This window comes from Nocardia sp. NPDC052316 (genome assembly GCF_044547795.1).
Taxonomy (GTDB): Bacteria; Actinomycetota; Actinomycetes; order Mycobacteriales; family Mycobacteriaceae; genus Nocardia.
The window spans coordinates 1,267,876-1,283,802 of the sequence record NZ_JBIUBB010000002.1 but is presented as its reverse complement, the minus strand read 5'-3'; the positions used below and the strand labels follow the sequence as shown (position 1 = coordinate 1,283,802).

Genomic DNA, 15,927 nt, shown 5'->3' with positions numbered 1-15,927 from the left:
CGCGCCCACTCCTATCGATCCAGCCGGGTCGAGCGTCTCCAGCGATCTGCACCGCGGGAGTGGGCCGCCTACTCCTTCGGCGGATCGGCGAGCAGACCGCTGCGGGCCTCGGCGACGCAGTCGGACCATGCGCGGTCGCCGAGTTCGATGACACCCTTGTCGCTCATGAAGGCGCTGGAGACGATGACGTCGGGGGTGAGTCGGGCGAGGGCGTCGAGGGTGCCGAGGAGGGTGTCGCGGTCGCTGTGGCCCTCGATGTATCCGGCCCACCACTTACCGTTGTCGCCGAGGATGAGGGTGTCGCCGGTGAAGAGGTAGCGTTTGCCGTCGATGGTGGCGAGGTAGCAGGCGCTGCCCGGGGTATGGCCCGGCGTCGGGATCACCTCGAGGCCGGCGATCGCGGTGTGGCGGGTGTCGAATGCGTCGTCGACGGGGGTGTCGGTGACCATGACCGCGTCAGCTTTGTGGATGTGCAGCTTCGCGTCGAAGCGCGTGCGGACGACGGACAGGGACGAGGCGATCTCGTCGCGATGGCTCAGGTAGTGGTGGGCGACGCCGCCGAGTTCGGCCATCTTGTCGAACTCCTCGGGGAAGGTGGTGTTGTAGAACAGCACGTTTCCCTCGGGGGTCGTCCAGAGGTAGGCATGAGTGTTCAGGCCGGGGAACGGGCTGAGGGTCTCGGTCTCCCAAAGGTTGGGGACGATCTGGTGCATGGTGTGCTCCTTCCGAGTGGTGTCTCTACCGAGAAGGCGCTAGATCGGATCTCGCGGCGCTAGGTCAGAGTCGCCAGCGGACCTCGCGGTGCGGCTGGTATCGGCACAGCAGACCGAGGGAGACCGCCGCGCGCAGGTGTTCGGCGAGTTCGGGGTGCAGCCGGTCGATTCGGCGCAACGAGTCGCGGACCCGGGCGGAGACGGTTTTGCGGGCGCGCTCCGCGTCGTCGCCGAGGTGGCGGGTGCGTCCGGCCAGGCCCGCGGTGCGGCGCAACTCGTCGAGGAGCGCGGCGCGTTCCTGGTCGAGTTCGACAGCGCGAGCGTCGTTTCCGGTCGCGACGGCCCGATCGATCTCGGCGTCGAGGGTGCCGAGCCGCCGCTGATACTCGGCCTTGGCCCGGTCGTCGAGCACCGGGTCGCTGCCGAAAGACTGTGCCGCGTGCTGGATTCCGGCCTCGGGCGCGCCGAACAGTTCGAGCGACGGGATGTCGTGCCCCGGATGCCCGAGTAGCACGTGCAGATCCCGGATGCCTTTGGCGTCGGGCAGGTGGACGGTGCGCTCGGCGAACCGCAGCGTCCATACCGTGCCGTCGTACCGGAACTCGTTGTCCGGCGGTGGTGCCGTGGCTCGGGCCGGTGGTGGCTCTCGATGCGAAATCAGCCGGAGGTGGTGCCGCGCGGCCTCGACCCACGGCTGCGCCCGCATGCGGTGTGCCGAATCGGCTGCGGCCGTGAGGTGTTCGGCCGCGGCGTCGAGGTCGCCGTCGGCCGCCGCCACCCGGCCGAGCCAGTAGGCGTACGGGCCGTAGACCGCGCCGCCACCGGCGACCACCGCCCACCATCCGGCCAGCGGAGCCAACGCCGCGCGAACCGTAGCTCGAAGATCCGGATCATCGAGGACGAGTGCGGCGTGCACCTGCGCGATCACGATGGCGGGGTGGAAATGCCGCGGATAGAACTCGTACAGCGCCGGAAGATCACCGACGCCGCGCCGAGTCCGCTCGAGCTCGCCACGCCGGGCCGCCGTGATCACGTCCACGATCGCCGTGTACTCGCCCGCCATCTCGCGATAACGGTCGACGAAGGCCTCGGCCTCCGCGAGGTCACCCGCGAACAGCGCGAGAGCCCACCGCTGTTCGAGCCACAGCGGCACCCGATCGACCTCGCCGAGTCGCTCGGCGAGGGCGTACGCGTCATCGATGGCCGTGCGCGCCTCGGCGAATCGGCCGCTCACCATCGCCAGGGCACCCGTTCGCGACAATGCGATGAAACGGAAGCGGGGATGCCGGGCCCGGTCCGCCAGCGCGCGGAACGCCGCCAACTCCGTGTGCACCTGCGGGTCACCGAGCTCCAGCAATGCCGCGAATCGCAGCAGGCGACCCTGCAGTTCGAGCTCGTCGCGGCGCATGCGGCGCCCGACGCGGGCGAGTTCGTCGGCCAGCGGCAGCCGGTCGCCGGCCGTGCCGGGCCGCCAGATCGCGTCGTGCCGGGCGAGCAGGCTCGCCGCGAGTGCGTCGTCGTCGCCGGATTCCCGTGCCAGGCGTAGTGTTTCGACACTCGCCCGGTCGGCGGCGTCGTGCCGCAGCGCATGCCCGGTATGCACCCGCACGCGCGTCGCGGCGGCAAGCACCTGCACGGCAAGGGGATCGGTGGGCGGGCGCTCGGCGAGCAGCATCCGGTGCGCCTGGTCCATGATCTCGATCTCGCGCCGTGCTTCCCGTTCCGGATCGGGCATGCCGAGTACGTGCAGGCCCAGCGCGGCCTTGGCGAACAGCTCCGCCGCCGAGCGTTCCCTGGCAGTGGTCAGCAACGCCTGGTAGGTGTGGCGCGCGGCGGCCAGCTCACCCGAGTCACTCTGGGCCGCAGCCAAACCGAGGCCGACGGTGCCGCGCAGCTCGGCCTGGTTCTCGGGAATGCGGGTGAGCGCGTGCCGATAGTGCTCGGCGACCTCGCCGGCCGCCAGCCGCCCGCACGCGTCGGCCGCCGCGTCGAGCAGATACCGCAGCGTCCGCTCGTCATCGATCGCGTCGGCGGCGTCGTGCGCGTGTTGCGCGAGATCGCTCGGGGTCACCCCGGAGACCTCGCGCGGCAGCTGTTCGAGCGCGGTGAGAATGGCGGCGTGGCGTTTACGGGCCTCCGCCTCGCCGATCCGGGCGCGCAGGGTCTCGCGGACCAGATCGTGCACGAAGGTGAACCGCTCGCCGGGCAGCGCGGTCACCAGCCTGGCGCGCACCGCGGCGGCCAATTGCTCCTGCACCACGGCGATTTCGCGACCGGTGCTCTCCGCGACCACCGCCGCGGGGAAGGCGCGCCCGACCAGCGCGGCCGTCGTCAAGATGTCGATCGCGGGGGCGGGCAGCGGCGCCAGGCGCGCGTCGAGGGTTTCGCGGACCCCGGGAGCGAGGGTGTCGAGCGGGTTGCCCGCCTGCCAGAGGCGCGCGGCCTGCTCGATGAGGAACGGATTACCGCCGGACAAACTGTGCAGCGTCCGCACGACCGCCTCGTCGGCGTGCTCGGCCGTCACGCTACCGACCAGTGCCGCGACCCCGTCGACCGGCAGGCCGGTCAGCTCGATGGTCCGTGCACCGGTCAGCAACTCGCCGAACACCTTTCGCAGTGGTGCGTCGATATCCGTGTCGCGCACGGTGCCGACGATCGCCAACCGCTCGAACCACGAGTGCCGTGCGACGAAAGCCAGCACTCTGATCGACGCCGGATCGGCGCGGTGCAGATCATCGATGACCACGAACACCGGCCGCAGCGCACTGGCGGTGACGAGCGCCTCGGTCACCGCGTCGCCGATCCGGAAGAGCGACCCGGCCGCGGGATCCGGCTGTTCGGCCTCGCCGATCAGGAAGGACAGCGCGTTACCCGCCGCGTCGTCGACGGCGGCCCACTGTTCAGGGGTGGCGGCGCGCCGGAGTCCGCGCAGCACCTGCACCCACGGCCAGAATCCGGGGGTGCCGTCGCCGCTCCACGCCGTCGCGGTGAGCACCAGCACCTCGCGATCGTCGAACTCGCCGACGACCTCGGTGACCAGCGTCGTCTTCCCGATGCCCGCCTCGCCGGACACCAGCACCAGCCCACCGTGACTGGACACCGTGCGGCGCAACGCCTCGCGCAGCAGTGCCGCCGGGTGCTCTCGGCCGATCAGCCGCGTTCCCGCCACGCACCCAGCTTAATCGCCGCGTCGCGTCGCCTATTTCGCCGTGGGTGCGGCCCACATGTTCGTCAGCAGTTGATGGCTTGGGGTGTCGGCGAGCGACTGCATGGATTCGTAGATCCGCTGGTAGCTGGTCGAGGCGATGCGCCAGCTACCGTCGGCGTCGAGCCGGTAGCTGTCGGTGTAGTACCCCGCGCCACGAATCAGCACGTTGTACTCGGTGGCGAGCACCGTGTCCTCGAAAGCCCATGAGCCGGTGGCGGTGTCGCCGTCCACGGTGATCTCGGGATGGTTCGCGATATGGACGGTGACCACCGTGGGTCCGAGGTTCGCGCGCATGAACGCGGTGATGGCGTCGCGGCCGTCCAGGGTGAGCGGTTCGCCGAGGGCGTGCGTGCCGTAGCGCCCGGCGGCGTCGACGGCGAGGGTGTCGCCGAACGCGTCCCACTGTTTGAGGTCGAGCGTCCGAAAGTATCGGTACTTGAGCTGGCGGACGGCTTCGATGGCGGCGAGATCCATCCGATCAGCCTGGCACGGCACCGCTCAGTAAACAATAACCTGTTCTACTTTGCTCCCGGCCGTCGGGCAGGTGTTCTCGAGCCGACCGTTGGGTACTCGACTGATCGAGGCACGTCGCAGCCAGTGCATGTGCTCACCGCACCGAAAGTCTCGTCACGATCGGGAGTCCGCAGTGAACGACAGCCCTGTTACCACGCCCAACCCGCACGATCCGTCCCTCGATCAGGCGGTCGCCCTGCACGCGGCCGCACTCCGGCTGGAGGAAGAATTCAACGGTCTCATCGACGACGCGGCCATTGAACAGTTCCTTCGCTCCGCCTATGAGCACGTCGCCGACCACGCCACCATCGACAACTTCCTTCCGTTGCTCGCTGAGCGCTACACCCGAGAGTGGTTGTCCGCCATGGTCGACAAGCGGAGCAGCCGCGTATAGCTGTCAAGTTTCGCTCCCGGCTACCGAGAAGATCCGTAGTGGTCTCCGTAGTTTCCGGGATTCCACTTCGCGCCCGCCGAGGCACTGTGATGGGGCACACAAAGGAGTGCGCCGGAAACATACATGCCTATTAGAAATACTTCTAAGCTCTAGGCGAGCACACAGTGGAGGTGAGCCATGGCGGTCGAGGCGGTGACCCCTCCCGAATCCGGAGAGTTGTGGGCGGGATCGGCCCAGCCACCGGCCCGGCAGGCCCAGCCGCCGGTCTCCATGATCGAGCGAATGACGTTGATACTGGACGCTTTCGACGGTGCGACGCCGACGCTCACCCTGCTCGGGCTGTCCGAACGCACCGGGCTGCCCCGCTCGACGGTGCATCGCATCCTCGATCAGATGATCCGGCTGCGCTGGCTCGCGCACGCCCCCGGCGGTTATCGCCTCGGCATGCGCACCCTGGAGCTGGGCGGACTCGCCGCTGACCACAACGAGATTCGCGATGTGGTGAGTCCGCTGCTACACGATCTCTGTCAACGCACCGGCATGGTCGGGCACCTCGGTGTGCTCGACGGTCGCGAGGTGCTCTACCTGGACAAGGCCGGCGGACGGTTCGCCGCGAGCATCCCGACGCGCCTCGGCGGTCGGATGCCCGCGCACAGCACCGCGCTGGGCAAGGCGCTGCTCGCGTCGCTCGAACCGAGCATCGTCGAGACCTCGTTCCGGGATCACCTGCCGCAGCTGACGGCCCGAACCATCTGCGACAGAGCCGAATTGCATCGCGAACTCGCCCGCGTCCGGCAGCGGCAGGGCGTCGCGGTGGACAATGAGGAGTCGGTGGCGGGCATCGCCTGCGTGGCCGTTCCGCTCCGCGGTCGCGGCGCGGCGGTGGCCGCCCTGTCGTTGTCCGGTCAAATCGGCGGTGAGCGAACAGCTCTGGACACCGCTCGGCTGGCTCGGGTCCTTGTCGAGGTCGCGCACGAGGCGGGCCGTTCGCTCTTCCCGCGGCACGCCCGCTGGCGCTGAGGCCGCTTGCTCAGTGCGGGATCGCGTCGATGATGGCGCGCGCGCCTTGGCGCAGCAGATCCGCGCCGACGAAGAAGCCGAGCGCCTGCGGGTCTTCCGGGACACCCCACTGGCGGGAGTCCAGCCACTGGGCGCCGTCCGGGCTGAACACCTTGCCGTGCAAGGTCAGTCGGCCCGTGCGTTCGGTGGTGGCGTAGCCGGCGATGGGGGAGTTGCAGTGCCCTTGCAGGGCATGCAGCATGGCACGTTCGGCATCGGCCTGACGGTGCGTGTCCTGGTCGTCCAGGCGGGCGCCGAGTTCGAGCAGTTCGGTGTCGGTGGTGCGGCACTCCAGCGCGATGATGCCCGCGCCGATCGGCGGGCACATCGTCGCCAGGTCCAGGGTCTCGGTGATCCGATGGGCCTGCTCGACGCGGTGCAGCCCGGAGACGGCCGCGATCAGCACGTCGACGTGACCCTCTTCGAGCCGGGCCAGCCGGGTATTCACGTTGCCGCGCAACGGTTTCACCGTCAGGTGCGGATAGTGCAGGCGCAGCTGCGCGGTCCGGCGCACCGAGCTGGTGCCGACCACGGTGCCCTCGGGCTGCTCGGCGAGCGGCGCGCCGTTGCCGGTGATCACCGCGTCGTGCACGTCGTCGCGCGGCAGATACCCGGCGAACGCCAGCCCCTCGGGCACCGGGATGTCGCCGGGGATGTCCTTGAGGCAGTGCACGGCGAGGTCGGCCTCGTCCACCAAGAGGGCGTGGTCGATCTCCTTGACGAACGCGCCCTTGCCGCCGAGCTTGGACAGATCACCCATCCACCGATCCCCGGCGGTGGTGACCTTGACCAGCTCGCTGTCCACCCCGAGGCCGGCAAGTAATCCGGCGACCTGCTCCGCCTGGGCGAGCGCCATCGGACTGGACCGAGTAGCGATCCGAATAATGCGCGTACGCGACATGGCGAGCACCCTACCCCTGCCCCGATGGCCGGCCGGAACGGGGACGTGGGAATGCGGCGGTCGGGACACTTTCACCCGACCCCGGAAATAGGCCTGAGCGATATAGTCCTACTGGTGACCGACGCGCAGGCTGTTTCGGCGAAAGCCGAGGTACCCGACCTTCCCACGACCAGCTGGGCCGTGCTCGGAATGCTCTCGCACGCCGACGAACTATCCGGTTACGACCTGAAGAAATGGGCCGACGGCAGCCTGCAGTTCTTCTACTGGAGTCCGTCGTTCAGTCAGATCTACGCCGAGCTGAAACGGCTGGAGAAATACGGCTACGCGAGCTCGCGCACGGTACGGCAGCAGGACGGGGTGCGCGGCAAGCGGATGTACGCCATCACCGCGAACGGCCGTGCGGCGGCGGCGCATTGGGTGAACCACGCGCCGGTGGAGGCGCCGGTGCTCAAGCACAGCGTGATGCTGCGCGCCTGGCTGGGCCACCTGGCGGAGCCGGATCGGCTGCGCGAGATCCTCACCGAGCACATCGGTTACGCCGACCGGATGCGGGGCCTGGCCGCGGCGGACGCGGTGGGCGCCGGCGACGATCCGGCCCAGCCGTACCCGGCCGCCGTATTGCGCTGGTGCGTGCGCCATTACGAGGCCGAGGCCGAATTCGGCCGGGAGCTGCTCGCCGATGTCGACAAGATCCCCACCAAGGGCGTGCCGAAAGCGAAGCGCCGCGCCTCCTGACAAATTCGCGTCGCCGGGGGTGCGGCGTGACCGGATGATTTCCGGTGGGCTGCCGAAGTGTCCAGCAGGATGCTGGACGTTTGCCCCGCGCTTGCTGAAGCGTGATCCTTTCACTGCGAAGAATTTACGTTCCCCGTATGGGCGGGCCGTCCGACTGCTTTCCTGATGGACGTCAGGATGGACAGTCCGTGAAGGAGCGCAGCGAGCGAACCATCTTGCAGCGCGTCCGGCGCGTGACACAGCCGAGCGCTAGCGAGGTCGTCACGTGCAGGTGAACCGTAGTCGGGGAGCGATGCACCGGATACCTATCAACCAACGACACGTCCGCTCGGGGTGGCTGTGGTCTGCGATCGGTGTGGTCGCGATCGCGGGTGCGGCGGTCTGGCTGACCCGCCCCGACCCGCTGCACTGTGAGACGCCGAGCGCGCTCACCCAGTCGTCGACGGCGCGAATGCCGGTGGACAACAGCGGTTTCACGCCGATCACCGCCCCCATGACGGACCCGCGTCCGGTGGTGTCCGGTGAGGCGCGGTTCTACTCGTTCAGCCAGGGCGTCTCGTGCTCGTTCGCCGGCCTGCCGCTGGACGGCCTCTATGTGGGGATGTCGACGCCGGAGTTCGGCAGGGCCGATCCGTGCGGTGCGTACCTCGACATCCAGGGGCCGCGCGGCGACGTCCGGGCGCTCATCGTCGACCGTTGCCCGGCATGTGCTCCGGGACAACTGGATCTGAGCGTCGCCGCGTTCGCTCAGCTCGCCGACCTGTCCGACGGCGTGGTGCCGGTCCGCTACCGCGTGGTGCACAATCCGGAGCCGCCGCCGGAACTGTCCTACCAGGTGAAACCGGACTCCAGCGCCGCGTGGTTCGCCATGCTGGTCAGCGGTTCCGGAAATCCGTTGCGGGACATCGCTATTCGCCATGTCTTGGGCGGCGACTGGCAGCCCCTCACTCGCGGCATGGACAACTACTGGACCATCTCCGGCGCCGGGGCAGGCCCGTTCGTCGCGCGCGTCACCGACGTGCACGGCAACCAGGCCGAGATCTACGACATCGACCTGGAGCCGGGCGTACATCCGACCGGTACCCGGCTCTACAGCGGGACACCGCCGGTCGCGGTCCCCGAGACCGTGCCGCCGCCGGTCACCGCGCCGACCACGCCTGCCGCCGCGCCGCAACCGTCGTCGAGCCCGGTCTCCGCGGCCTGCCGGCCCTAGACCCTGCTTCGACCCGAGGCCTAGCCGAGTTTCGCGGCAAGCGCCTTACCCGCCGCGCGCCCGGAGAAGATGCACCCGCCGAGGAAGGTGCCCTCCAGCGCGTTGTATCCGTGCACGCCGCCGCCGCCGAACCCGGCCACCTCGCCCGCCGCGTAGAGGCCGGGGAACGCGGTGCCGTCCTGGCGCATCACCTGCGAATCGAGGTTGGTTTGCAAGCCGCCCAGCGTTTTCCGCGTGATGATGTTGAGCCGGACCGCGATGAGCGGGCCTGCCGCCGGGTCGAGGATCCGGTGCGGCTTGGCGACCCGGCTCACCTTGTCGCCCAGGTACTGGCGCGCGTTGGTGATCGCCATCAGCTGGCTGTCCTTGGTGTACTTGTTCGCCACTTCCCGGTCCCTGGCGACGATCTGGCCTTCCAGCGCGGCGTAGTCGAGCTGGGGGCCACGCGCGATCTTGTTCATCCCGGCGACCAGCTCGCGCAGGTTGTCGGCTACCACGAAGTCGGCACCGTGCTGCTTGAACGCCTCCACCGGCCCCGGCGCGCCCTTGGCCAGGCGGCTCTTGAGCGTGAATTTCCAGTCCTTGCTGGTGATGTCGGGGTTCTGCTCCGAACCCGACAGCGCGAACTCCTTCTCGATGATCGACTGGGTGAGCACGAACCAGGAGTAGTCGTAACCGGTGGCCAGAATCGCCTTCATCGTGCTGATGGTGTCGAAACCGGGGAAACACGGTGCGGGCAAGCGGGTTCCGTTCGCGTCGAACCACAGCGAGGACGGCCCGGGAATGATCCGGATACCGTGATCGGGCCAGATCGAATCCCAGTTCTTGATGCCCTCGGTGTAGTGCCACATCCGATCCCGGTTGACCAGGGCGGCGCCCGCGGACTCGGTGATGGCGAGCATCCGCCCGTCCACGTACGCGGGCACGCCGGAGATCATCGTCTCGGGGCACTTGCCGAGCCGCTCGGTGGGCCAGTTGCGCCGGATCATCTCATGGTTGTGCCCGATGCCGCCGGAGGTGACGATCACCGCCTTCGCCCGGAACTCGAACTCGCCGAACACCTCTCGCGACGAGGCCTTGCCGCGCTCGAGGTCGGTCTCGGCCAGCACGCTGCCGCGCACGCCGACCGCGGCACCGTCCTCGATGATGAGTTCGTCGACCCGATGCCGGAAACTGAAGCCGACCAACCCTTTTCGCTCGCCCGCCAGGACCGGCTCGGCGAAGACCCGCACCACCTCCGGCCCGGTGCCCCAGGTGAGATGGAAGCGCGGCACCGAATTGCCGTGCCCGTCGGCGAAACTCCCGCCACGCTCGGCCCACCCGATCACCGGGGTGATCCGCAGCCCGAGCTCGTGCAGATAGTCGCGCTTCTCGGTGGCCGCGAACCGCACATAGGCCTGCGCCCACTGCTTGCCCCAGAGGTCCTCGTCGTCGCGGTCGAAACCGGCCGAGCCGAGCCAATCCTGCAGCGCCAAGTCGTAGGAGTCCTTGATGCCGAGTCGCCGCTGCTCCGGGGTGTCCACCATGAACAGGCCGCCGAGCGACCAGAATGCCTGCCCGCCGAGGTTGTTGCGGTTCTCCTGGTCGAGCACGTGCACCTTGCGGCCCGCCTTGACCAGCTCGTGCGTCGCGACGAGGCCGGCCAGCCCGGCGCCGACGACAAGGACATCTGCCTCGGTGGCGAATGCGGAATCGGACATGTTCATCCTTCGGTCTCGGTGCTGTAGGCCAGCACGACGTGGTAGAAGAGGTCGGTGCGCCTGCGTCGGACGAGGCGGCTGCGTGGTTCCATCAGCACCTGCACGCTGGTGCCGTCGTGCACCGCGACGAGTGCCTGGCCCAGGGCTTCCGGGTCGGGCACGGAGCGGCCGATCTTGGCCAAGCCCGCGACGACGGTCGGCATCAGGGCGCCGACGATCGCCTCTTCGCGCGCTGCCATCACCTGCCGCAGTTCGGGATTGCGCAGCGCATGGGTGGTGAACTCCGCGGTGATGCGGTACCAGCCCTCGTCGATCGGTACCGCCCGCTCCAACCGCTCGATCGAGGTGCGTACATCGGTGCCGCCGACCGGGATCTCGTCGAGCAGGCGTTGCACGTCGGCGAGCATGGCGGCCGAGCGCTGCTCCCACATGGCCAGGAACAACTCGTCGAGCGAGCCGAAGTTCGAGTAGAAGGCGCCGCGGGTGAAGCCGGCGCGCTCGCAGACGCGTTCCACCGTGGCCTTGCCGAAGCCCTCCTCGGCGAAGGCTTCATAGGCGGCGGTGAGCAACCGCTCCCTGGTCTCGGCGCGGCGGCGGGTGACGCGGGTCGCCGAGGTTCTCGCGTCGGTGGACGCCAACGGGCACCTCCTCGGGCGGAGCCGGTGTGACCGGCCGAACGGATACAGAAATGTATTCAATACACAAACGTATCAGATTTGGCGCTGTGACGTGGTGAAATCAGACGAGTAGGGTGATCGCTACTCGATACGACCGTGCATCCTGGTGACAAAGGAGAGATCGGTATGAACGAGGTCGACCGGCCCGAATCCATGATCGGCTGGCGCGTGCGACGCCCGGGGCCCATCGACGAGGCACCGTTGCAGCAGGTGCGGGAGCCGGTGCCCGAGCCCGCCGCCGACGAGTTACTCGTGCGCGTGCTGGCGTGCGGTGTGTGCCGGACCGACCTGCACGTGGCCGAGGGCGATCTGCCGGTGCATCGGGTGGGGGTGGTACCCGGACACGAGGTGGTCGGGGAGGTGGTGGCGGTCGGACCGGGGGTCGGCGCGGTGGCCGAAGAGTCGCGGTTCACTCAGGCCTTCGCCGTGGGCGATCGGGTCGGCATCGCCTGGCTGCGCCGGACCTGTGGCGCCTGTAAGTACTGTCTGCGCGGCGCCGAGAACCTCTGCCCCCGTTCGACTTACACCGGCTGGGATGCCGACGGCGGATACGCCGAATTCGCTACTGTGCCAGCCGATTACGCGCTGCGACTACCGGACGGCTACACCGATGCCGAGCTGGCCCCGCTGCTGTGCGCCGGCATCATCGGCTACCGCGCACTGGAACGCGCCGCACTGCCGCCGGGCGGCAGGCTCGGTCTCTACGGCTTCGGCGGCAGTGCGCATATCGCCGCTCAGGTGGCGCTGGCCCGCGGCGCGGAGCTGCACGTGATGACCCGCGACCCGGCCGCGCAAGAGCTGGCCATGGCGCTAGGCGCCGCCTCCGCGCAGGGTGCCGCGGATCCGCCTCCGGTGCAACTGGATTCGGCGATCATGTTCGCGCCGGTCGGCACCCTGGTGCCGCCCGCCCTCGAAGCGCTGGATCGCGGCGGCATCCTCGCCATCGCCGGTATTCACCTCAGCGACATCCCGGCGCTGAATTACCAGCGGCACCTGTTCCAGGAGCGGGAAATTCGCTCGGTCACCGCCAACACCCGCGCCGATGCCCGCGAATTTCTCTCGCTGGCAGGCGAACACCGGATAGCCGTGACCACCCGTGGGTACTCCTTGGGGGCGGCAAATCAGGCCCTCGCCGACCTCGCGCACGGACGTTTCACCGGCGCAGCGGTTCTCGTGCCGGAGAAATAGCCGGGCAGGACACGATTCGGTGCTGAGTAAGCATCGTTCAGGTCCTTTTGCTTGACGGCCACCTCCGCCGTTCTTACCTTCGCAGATATAGCCGAGTGCCACTTGTCTATGACAAGTGTCACTCGGCTTCTCACAACGGCGTGAGCGGGTGATCACGATGGCAAACCGGAAGGTAATTCATTTCGAAAAGTGGCGGGTGGTGCAGGCATTCATTGTGCTACTGCTCGTCGCGGGATTCGGAACGACGACAGGATCGAGTGCGTGGGCGTCGCCCTGTACAGCGGTCGAGGTGGTGGTCGCACGAGGTACCAACGAACCAGGATATCTGGGTTCGGGGGTCGGCGATCCACTGTATGCGACGCTGCAGCAGACGCTTCCGGTGAGCTCCAGTGCGTACCGCGTCAATTATCCTGCGGACCTGCTGGATCCGACCTCGATCAGCCGCGGCACCCAGGACATGACCGCGCACATCATGTGGCAGTCCTCGATCTGCCCTGATCAGCGGTTCATCCTGGTCGGCTACTCGCAGGGCGCGGTGGTCACCCACGGCGTGCTCGGTACCGGCATCGTGACCGCGCTCGGTGGCATGCACACCCTCCCGTTCGACATGGAATGGCGAGTGGCGGCGGTGCTGCTCTTCGGTGATCCGGTCCGGCTGGTCGGCTGGAACGTGCCGGATCTGTATGGCTGGCGTACCGCGAACTACTGCACCGGTGGCGACCCGGTGTGCGGTGCCGGCTTCGATTTCGGGGCGCACGGTAACTACGGGTGGGCCATGTGGCCTGCCGCCGAGTTCGCCGCTTCGCGCGTCTGAGTCCTCCACCGGGGAATCCGCGGCGGGGCCGACCCGAGGGTCGGCCCCGCTGACGGCTGTTCGCCGCAGGTGCGTCGGTACCACCGACGGCCATTTGCGCCCCGTGCGCAGCAAATTCTCTGAAACACCGGTGGTCCTTTTCGATTCGGACACGCTGCGGCGAAATCCGATGGAACGCGGGGAGTTCCGGTGGTGCGGCGCGACGGATGCGTGATAGGAACAGCGAATGTCCGATGATTCCGACATCGCACAAGCCCGGGTCTTTCTGGACTTGCTCGCCGCACACGCACGCACCCTCGCGCGCGCCATCAATACCGCTGAAAGGACATTTCAAACACAGCGACTGCGCGACCTACAGGCCGAGCTGCACACAGTGCGCAACTGCATCGCCCGAATCCACTACCGCTACCCGCATATCACCCCACCGAACCGCGCCCGAATCTGAGCGATTCCGGCCCGATCGCTCCCAATTTGCGAGATACGGCACGATGGCCGAGCAACCCGAATCGGGAAACGAAGGCTCGTTACCACTGCAATCCGGGCACCACCCTGGCCACACGCGCGGCCGGGCCGGGCAGCGCCATGAAGGGCATGAGGACCGGCGAGAGCACCTCCAGCGGGTTGCGCCCGGCGTCGGTCTTCTTCGCCGCCGCCTTCTTCTTGCCCTGTGCCGCATGGGATTCCCCGAAGAGGCGGAAACCCTGGTGCAGGATGGTCTGCTTCACCGACGGCATCAGCAGCTCGACGGCCTGGGCGAAGGTGCCGACCGGGGTGTCGATGCGGTGCGGACGATCCTCGAGCGCGCGGACCACGATGGCGGCCGCCTGGTCGGGATCCGGGACGGGCAGCGATTTGTAGAGATCGGTGGGGGCGATCATCGGGGTGCGCACCAGCGGCATCCGCACCGAGGTGAAAGTGATTCCGGCATCCCGGTTCTCGACGGCGGCGATCTCGCTGAAGTTGTCCAGCGCCGACTTGCTCGCGACGTAAGCCGCGAACCGGGGCACCTTGGTCTGGACGGCGATCGAGGAGATGTTCACGATGTGGCCGAAGCGCCTGGCCCGCATCGAGGGCAGCAGGGCCAGGATCAGCCGGACCGCGCCGAAGTAGTTGACCGCCATCGTCCGCTCGAAATCGTGCATGCGGTCGGTGGAGTTCAGCACCGACCGACGGATCGAGCGGCCCGCGTTGTTCACCAGGTAGTCGACGTGGCCGTGCTCGGTGAGCACGACCTGCACCAGCGTGGCGACCGCGTCGGCGTCGGTGATGTCGCACGGATAGTCATAGGCCACACCGCCTTCCGCGCGCACGGAGTCGGCCGCGTCGGCCAGGTCGTCTTTGCCGCGGGCCACCATCAGGACGGTGGCGCCGCGGCGCGCGACCGCGTGCGCGGTGGCCAGGCCGATGCCCGACGACGCACCGGTGATGAGCACGATCCGGCCGTTGAGCGGCTCGTTGGCCACGGCAGGCTGCCCGCGATGCGGATCGAGGTTCTCCCGCCAGTACTGCCAGAGCCGGTCGGCATAGTCGGCGAAGGGCGGCACGGACAGCCCGGTGCCGCGCAACTGCGCCCTGGTCGAGTCGGAGATGAACTCCGCGGCGAAGGAGGTATGCGGCGCGACGGCGGCCGGAATCCCCAACTGCTCCAACAGGAAATCGCGTACCGCGGGCACGCCGGGCAGCTGGGCGAGCCCGCTCAGTGCGCGAGCGCTGAGCGGCACCACGCCGATACCGGACGGCGCACCCGCGGCCGCGGCCAGCGCGCTGTAGACCTCGCTGAACGGCTGCGGCTCGGGATTGACCAGGTGGAACGTGCGCCCGTCCAGGCCGGGCTTGCGCACCAGGGCGGCCATCGCGGCGGCCACATAGTCGACCGGCACGATATTGGTCGCGCCGAGATCGGGCAGCGGCAGCGGCAGTTCCGAGGGCAGTGCGGCCAGCTTGGCGATGGCCGAGAAGAAGTAGTACGGACCGTCGATCTTGTCCATCGCGCCGGTCCGCGAGTCGCCGACCACGATCGCGGGCCGGTACACCCGCCAGCGCACCCCTCGCGATTCGCGGACGAGTTTCTCCGCCGCGAACTTGGTCCGGTGATAGGGCGAGGTGAGTCGCTGGCCGAGGTCGAAATCCTCCTCGAAGAACTTGCCCTTGTGATCGCCCGCCACCGCGACCGATGAAACATGGTGCAGCACAGCGCCGGTCGCGCGGGCCAGGTCGAGCACCGACCGGGTGCCCGCGACATTGGCCGCGTGCGCGGTGTCCTCGTCGGCGGTCATGTCGTAGACGGCACCGAGGTGGATCAGGTGATCCGCCGCGGGCGCCTCCCTGGTGAGGCCGAGACCCTCGGCGGTGAGATCGCCGACCAGCGAGAACACCCGCTCGCCGCCGTCCCATCCGGTGGCGAGGTCGGCGAACTTCTGCAGCGACTCCTCGCGCACCAGCACGTGGATGACGGCCTCGGGGTCATTGTCCAGGAGCTCCTGAACGACCCGCCGTCCCAAGAATCCGGTACCGCCCGTCACGATGTAGGTAGCCATCGCCCTCTCCTGCTGTTCATTCGAACCGTGTTGTCGCACAAGTCATCCGGCATGCAACGGTGAATGCGGAGATTTTTTGGTTCGGCCGCGAGACGCGGTAACAGCGATCGGGCCGAAAGTAGGAACCCCTTCGTCCTGACTTATAGGAAACAGTAATGATCCTGATCATTCCCGGCAAGCCTTCCGGGCCGGATCACTATGTGGGACTGGTCACCCATCGGCGCAGGTCAAAGGGTAAGTGTTACAACAATTTCCAGGTATCCCTTAACTGGTCA

At 68.2% G+C, this 15,927-nt stretch carries 14 protein-coding genes; 7 read left to right on the top strand and 7 right to left on the bottom strand.

Annotation, left to right across the window (positions count from 1 at the left end):
- Positions 1 to 68: 68 nt before the first annotated feature.
- The 3 genes from ACIHA7_RS12635 to ACIHA7_RS12625 form a co-directional block, all read right to left on the bottom strand.
- Positions 69 to 713 carry an MBL fold metallo-hydrolase gene (locus tag ACIHA7_RS12635; RefSeq protein ID WP_397288639.1) on the bottom strand — a complete coding sequence of 215 codons (645 nt, stop codon included), beginning with the start codon at positions 711 to 713 and terminating at the stop codon, positions 69 to 71.
- Between the two features lie 64 nt (positions 714 to 777).
- On the bottom strand, positions 778 to 3,882 hold the full coding sequence (locus ACIHA7_RS12630; RefSeq protein ID WP_397288637.1) for an ATP-binding protein: 3,105 nt from the start codon (positions 3,880 to 3,882) through the stop codon (positions 778 to 780).
- Between the two features lie 30 nt (positions 3,883 to 3,912).
- A complete protein-coding gene (locus ACIHA7_RS12625; protein ID WP_397288635.1) occupies positions 3,913 to 4,395 on the bottom strand; it encodes a nuclear transport factor 2 family protein in 483 nt (160 codons plus the stop codon).
- A 172-nt stretch (positions 4,396 to 4,567) separates the two neighbouring features.
- Between ACIHA7_RS12625 and ACIHA7_RS12620 the strand changes: the two genes are divergently transcribed.
- Both ACIHA7_RS12620 and ACIHA7_RS12615 read left to right on the top strand, forming a co-directional pair.
- Positions 4,568 to 4,828 carry a three-helix bundle dimerization domain-containing protein gene (locus tag ACIHA7_RS12620; protein WP_397288632.1) on the top strand — a complete coding sequence of 87 codons (261 nt, stop codon included), beginning with the start codon at positions 4,568 to 4,570 and terminating at the stop codon, positions 4,826 to 4,828.
- 177 nt (positions 4,829 to 5,005) lie between these two features.
- Positions 5,006 to 5,848 carry an IclR family transcriptional regulator gene (locus ACIHA7_RS12615; RefSeq protein ID WP_397288630.1) on the top strand — a complete coding sequence of 281 codons (843 nt, stop codon included), beginning with the start codon at positions 5,006 to 5,008 and terminating at the stop codon, positions 5,846 to 5,848.
- A gap of 10 nt (positions 5,849 to 5,858) precedes the next feature.
- Here the strand turns inward: ACIHA7_RS12615 and hemC are convergent, their stop codons facing one another.
- Positions 5,859 to 6,788: a hydroxymethylbilane synthase gene (gene hemC / locus ACIHA7_RS12610; protein ID WP_397288628.1), complete on the bottom strand. Its 930-nt coding sequence runs from the start codon at positions 6,786 to 6,788 to the stop codon at positions 5,859 to 5,861.
- Between the two features lie 114 nt (positions 6,789 to 6,902).
- Here hemC and ACIHA7_RS12605 point away from each other — a divergent pair, with 114 nt between their 5' ends.
- Entirely contained in the window at positions 6,903 to 7,523 is a 621-nt protein-coding gene (locus ACIHA7_RS12605) for a PadR family transcriptional regulator (RefSeq protein WP_397288625.1), read from the top strand.
- 292 nt (positions 7,524 to 7,815) lie between these two features.
- Positions 7,816 to 8,736 (top strand): expansin EXLX1 family cellulose-binding protein, encoded by a 921-nt coding sequence (locus ACIHA7_RS12600; RefSeq protein WP_397288623.1) that lies wholly within the window; start codon positions 7,816 to 7,818, stop codon positions 8,734 to 8,736.
- Between the two features lie 20 nt (positions 8,737 to 8,756).
- On the opposite strand, the gene ACIHA7_RS12595 is transcribed toward ACIHA7_RS12600, so the two are convergent.
- On the bottom strand, positions 8,757 to 10,442 hold the full coding sequence (locus ACIHA7_RS12595; protein WP_397288621.1) for an FAD-binding dehydrogenase: 1,686 nt from the start codon (positions 10,440 to 10,442) through the stop codon (positions 8,757 to 8,759).
- Positions 10,439 to 11,074 carry a TetR/AcrR family transcriptional regulator gene (locus ACIHA7_RS12590; protein ID WP_397288619.1) on the bottom strand — a complete coding sequence of 212 codons (636 nt, stop codon included), beginning with the start codon at positions 11,072 to 11,074 and terminating at the stop codon, positions 10,439 to 10,441. The genes ACIHA7_RS12595 and ACIHA7_RS12590 overlap by 4 nt, the downstream gene beginning before the upstream one ends.
- A gap of 192 nt (positions 11,075 to 11,266) precedes the next feature.
- Between ACIHA7_RS12590 and ACIHA7_RS12585 the strand changes: the two genes are divergently transcribed.
- The 3 genes from ACIHA7_RS12585 to ACIHA7_RS12575 all read left to right on the top strand — a co-directional run bounded on the left by ACIHA7_RS12585 (position 11,267) and on the right by ACIHA7_RS12575 (position 13,560).
- Entirely contained in the window at positions 11,267 to 12,301 is a 1,035-nt protein-coding gene (locus tag ACIHA7_RS12585) for a zinc-binding alcohol dehydrogenase family protein (RefSeq protein WP_397288753.1), read from the top strand.
- A 157-nt stretch (positions 12,302 to 12,458) separates the two neighbouring features.
- Positions 12,459 to 13,115 (top strand): cutinase family protein, encoded by a 657-nt coding sequence (locus ACIHA7_RS12580; RefSeq protein WP_397288617.1) that lies wholly within the window; start codon positions 12,459 to 12,461, stop codon positions 13,113 to 13,115.
- Between the two features lie 226 nt (positions 13,116 to 13,341).
- Positions 13,342 to 13,560: a hypothetical protein gene (locus ACIHA7_RS12575; protein ID WP_397288615.1), complete on the top strand. Its 219-nt coding sequence runs from the start codon at positions 13,342 to 13,344 to the stop codon at positions 13,558 to 13,560.
- Between the two features lie 79 nt (positions 13,561 to 13,639).
- Here the strand turns inward: ACIHA7_RS12575 and ACIHA7_RS12570 are convergent, their stop codons facing one another.
- Entirely contained in the window at positions 13,640 to 15,652 is a 2,013-nt protein-coding gene (locus ACIHA7_RS12570) for an SDR family oxidoreductase (RefSeq protein WP_397288612.1), read from the bottom strand.
- Between the last annotated feature and the right edge of the window lie 275 nt (positions 15,653 to 15,927).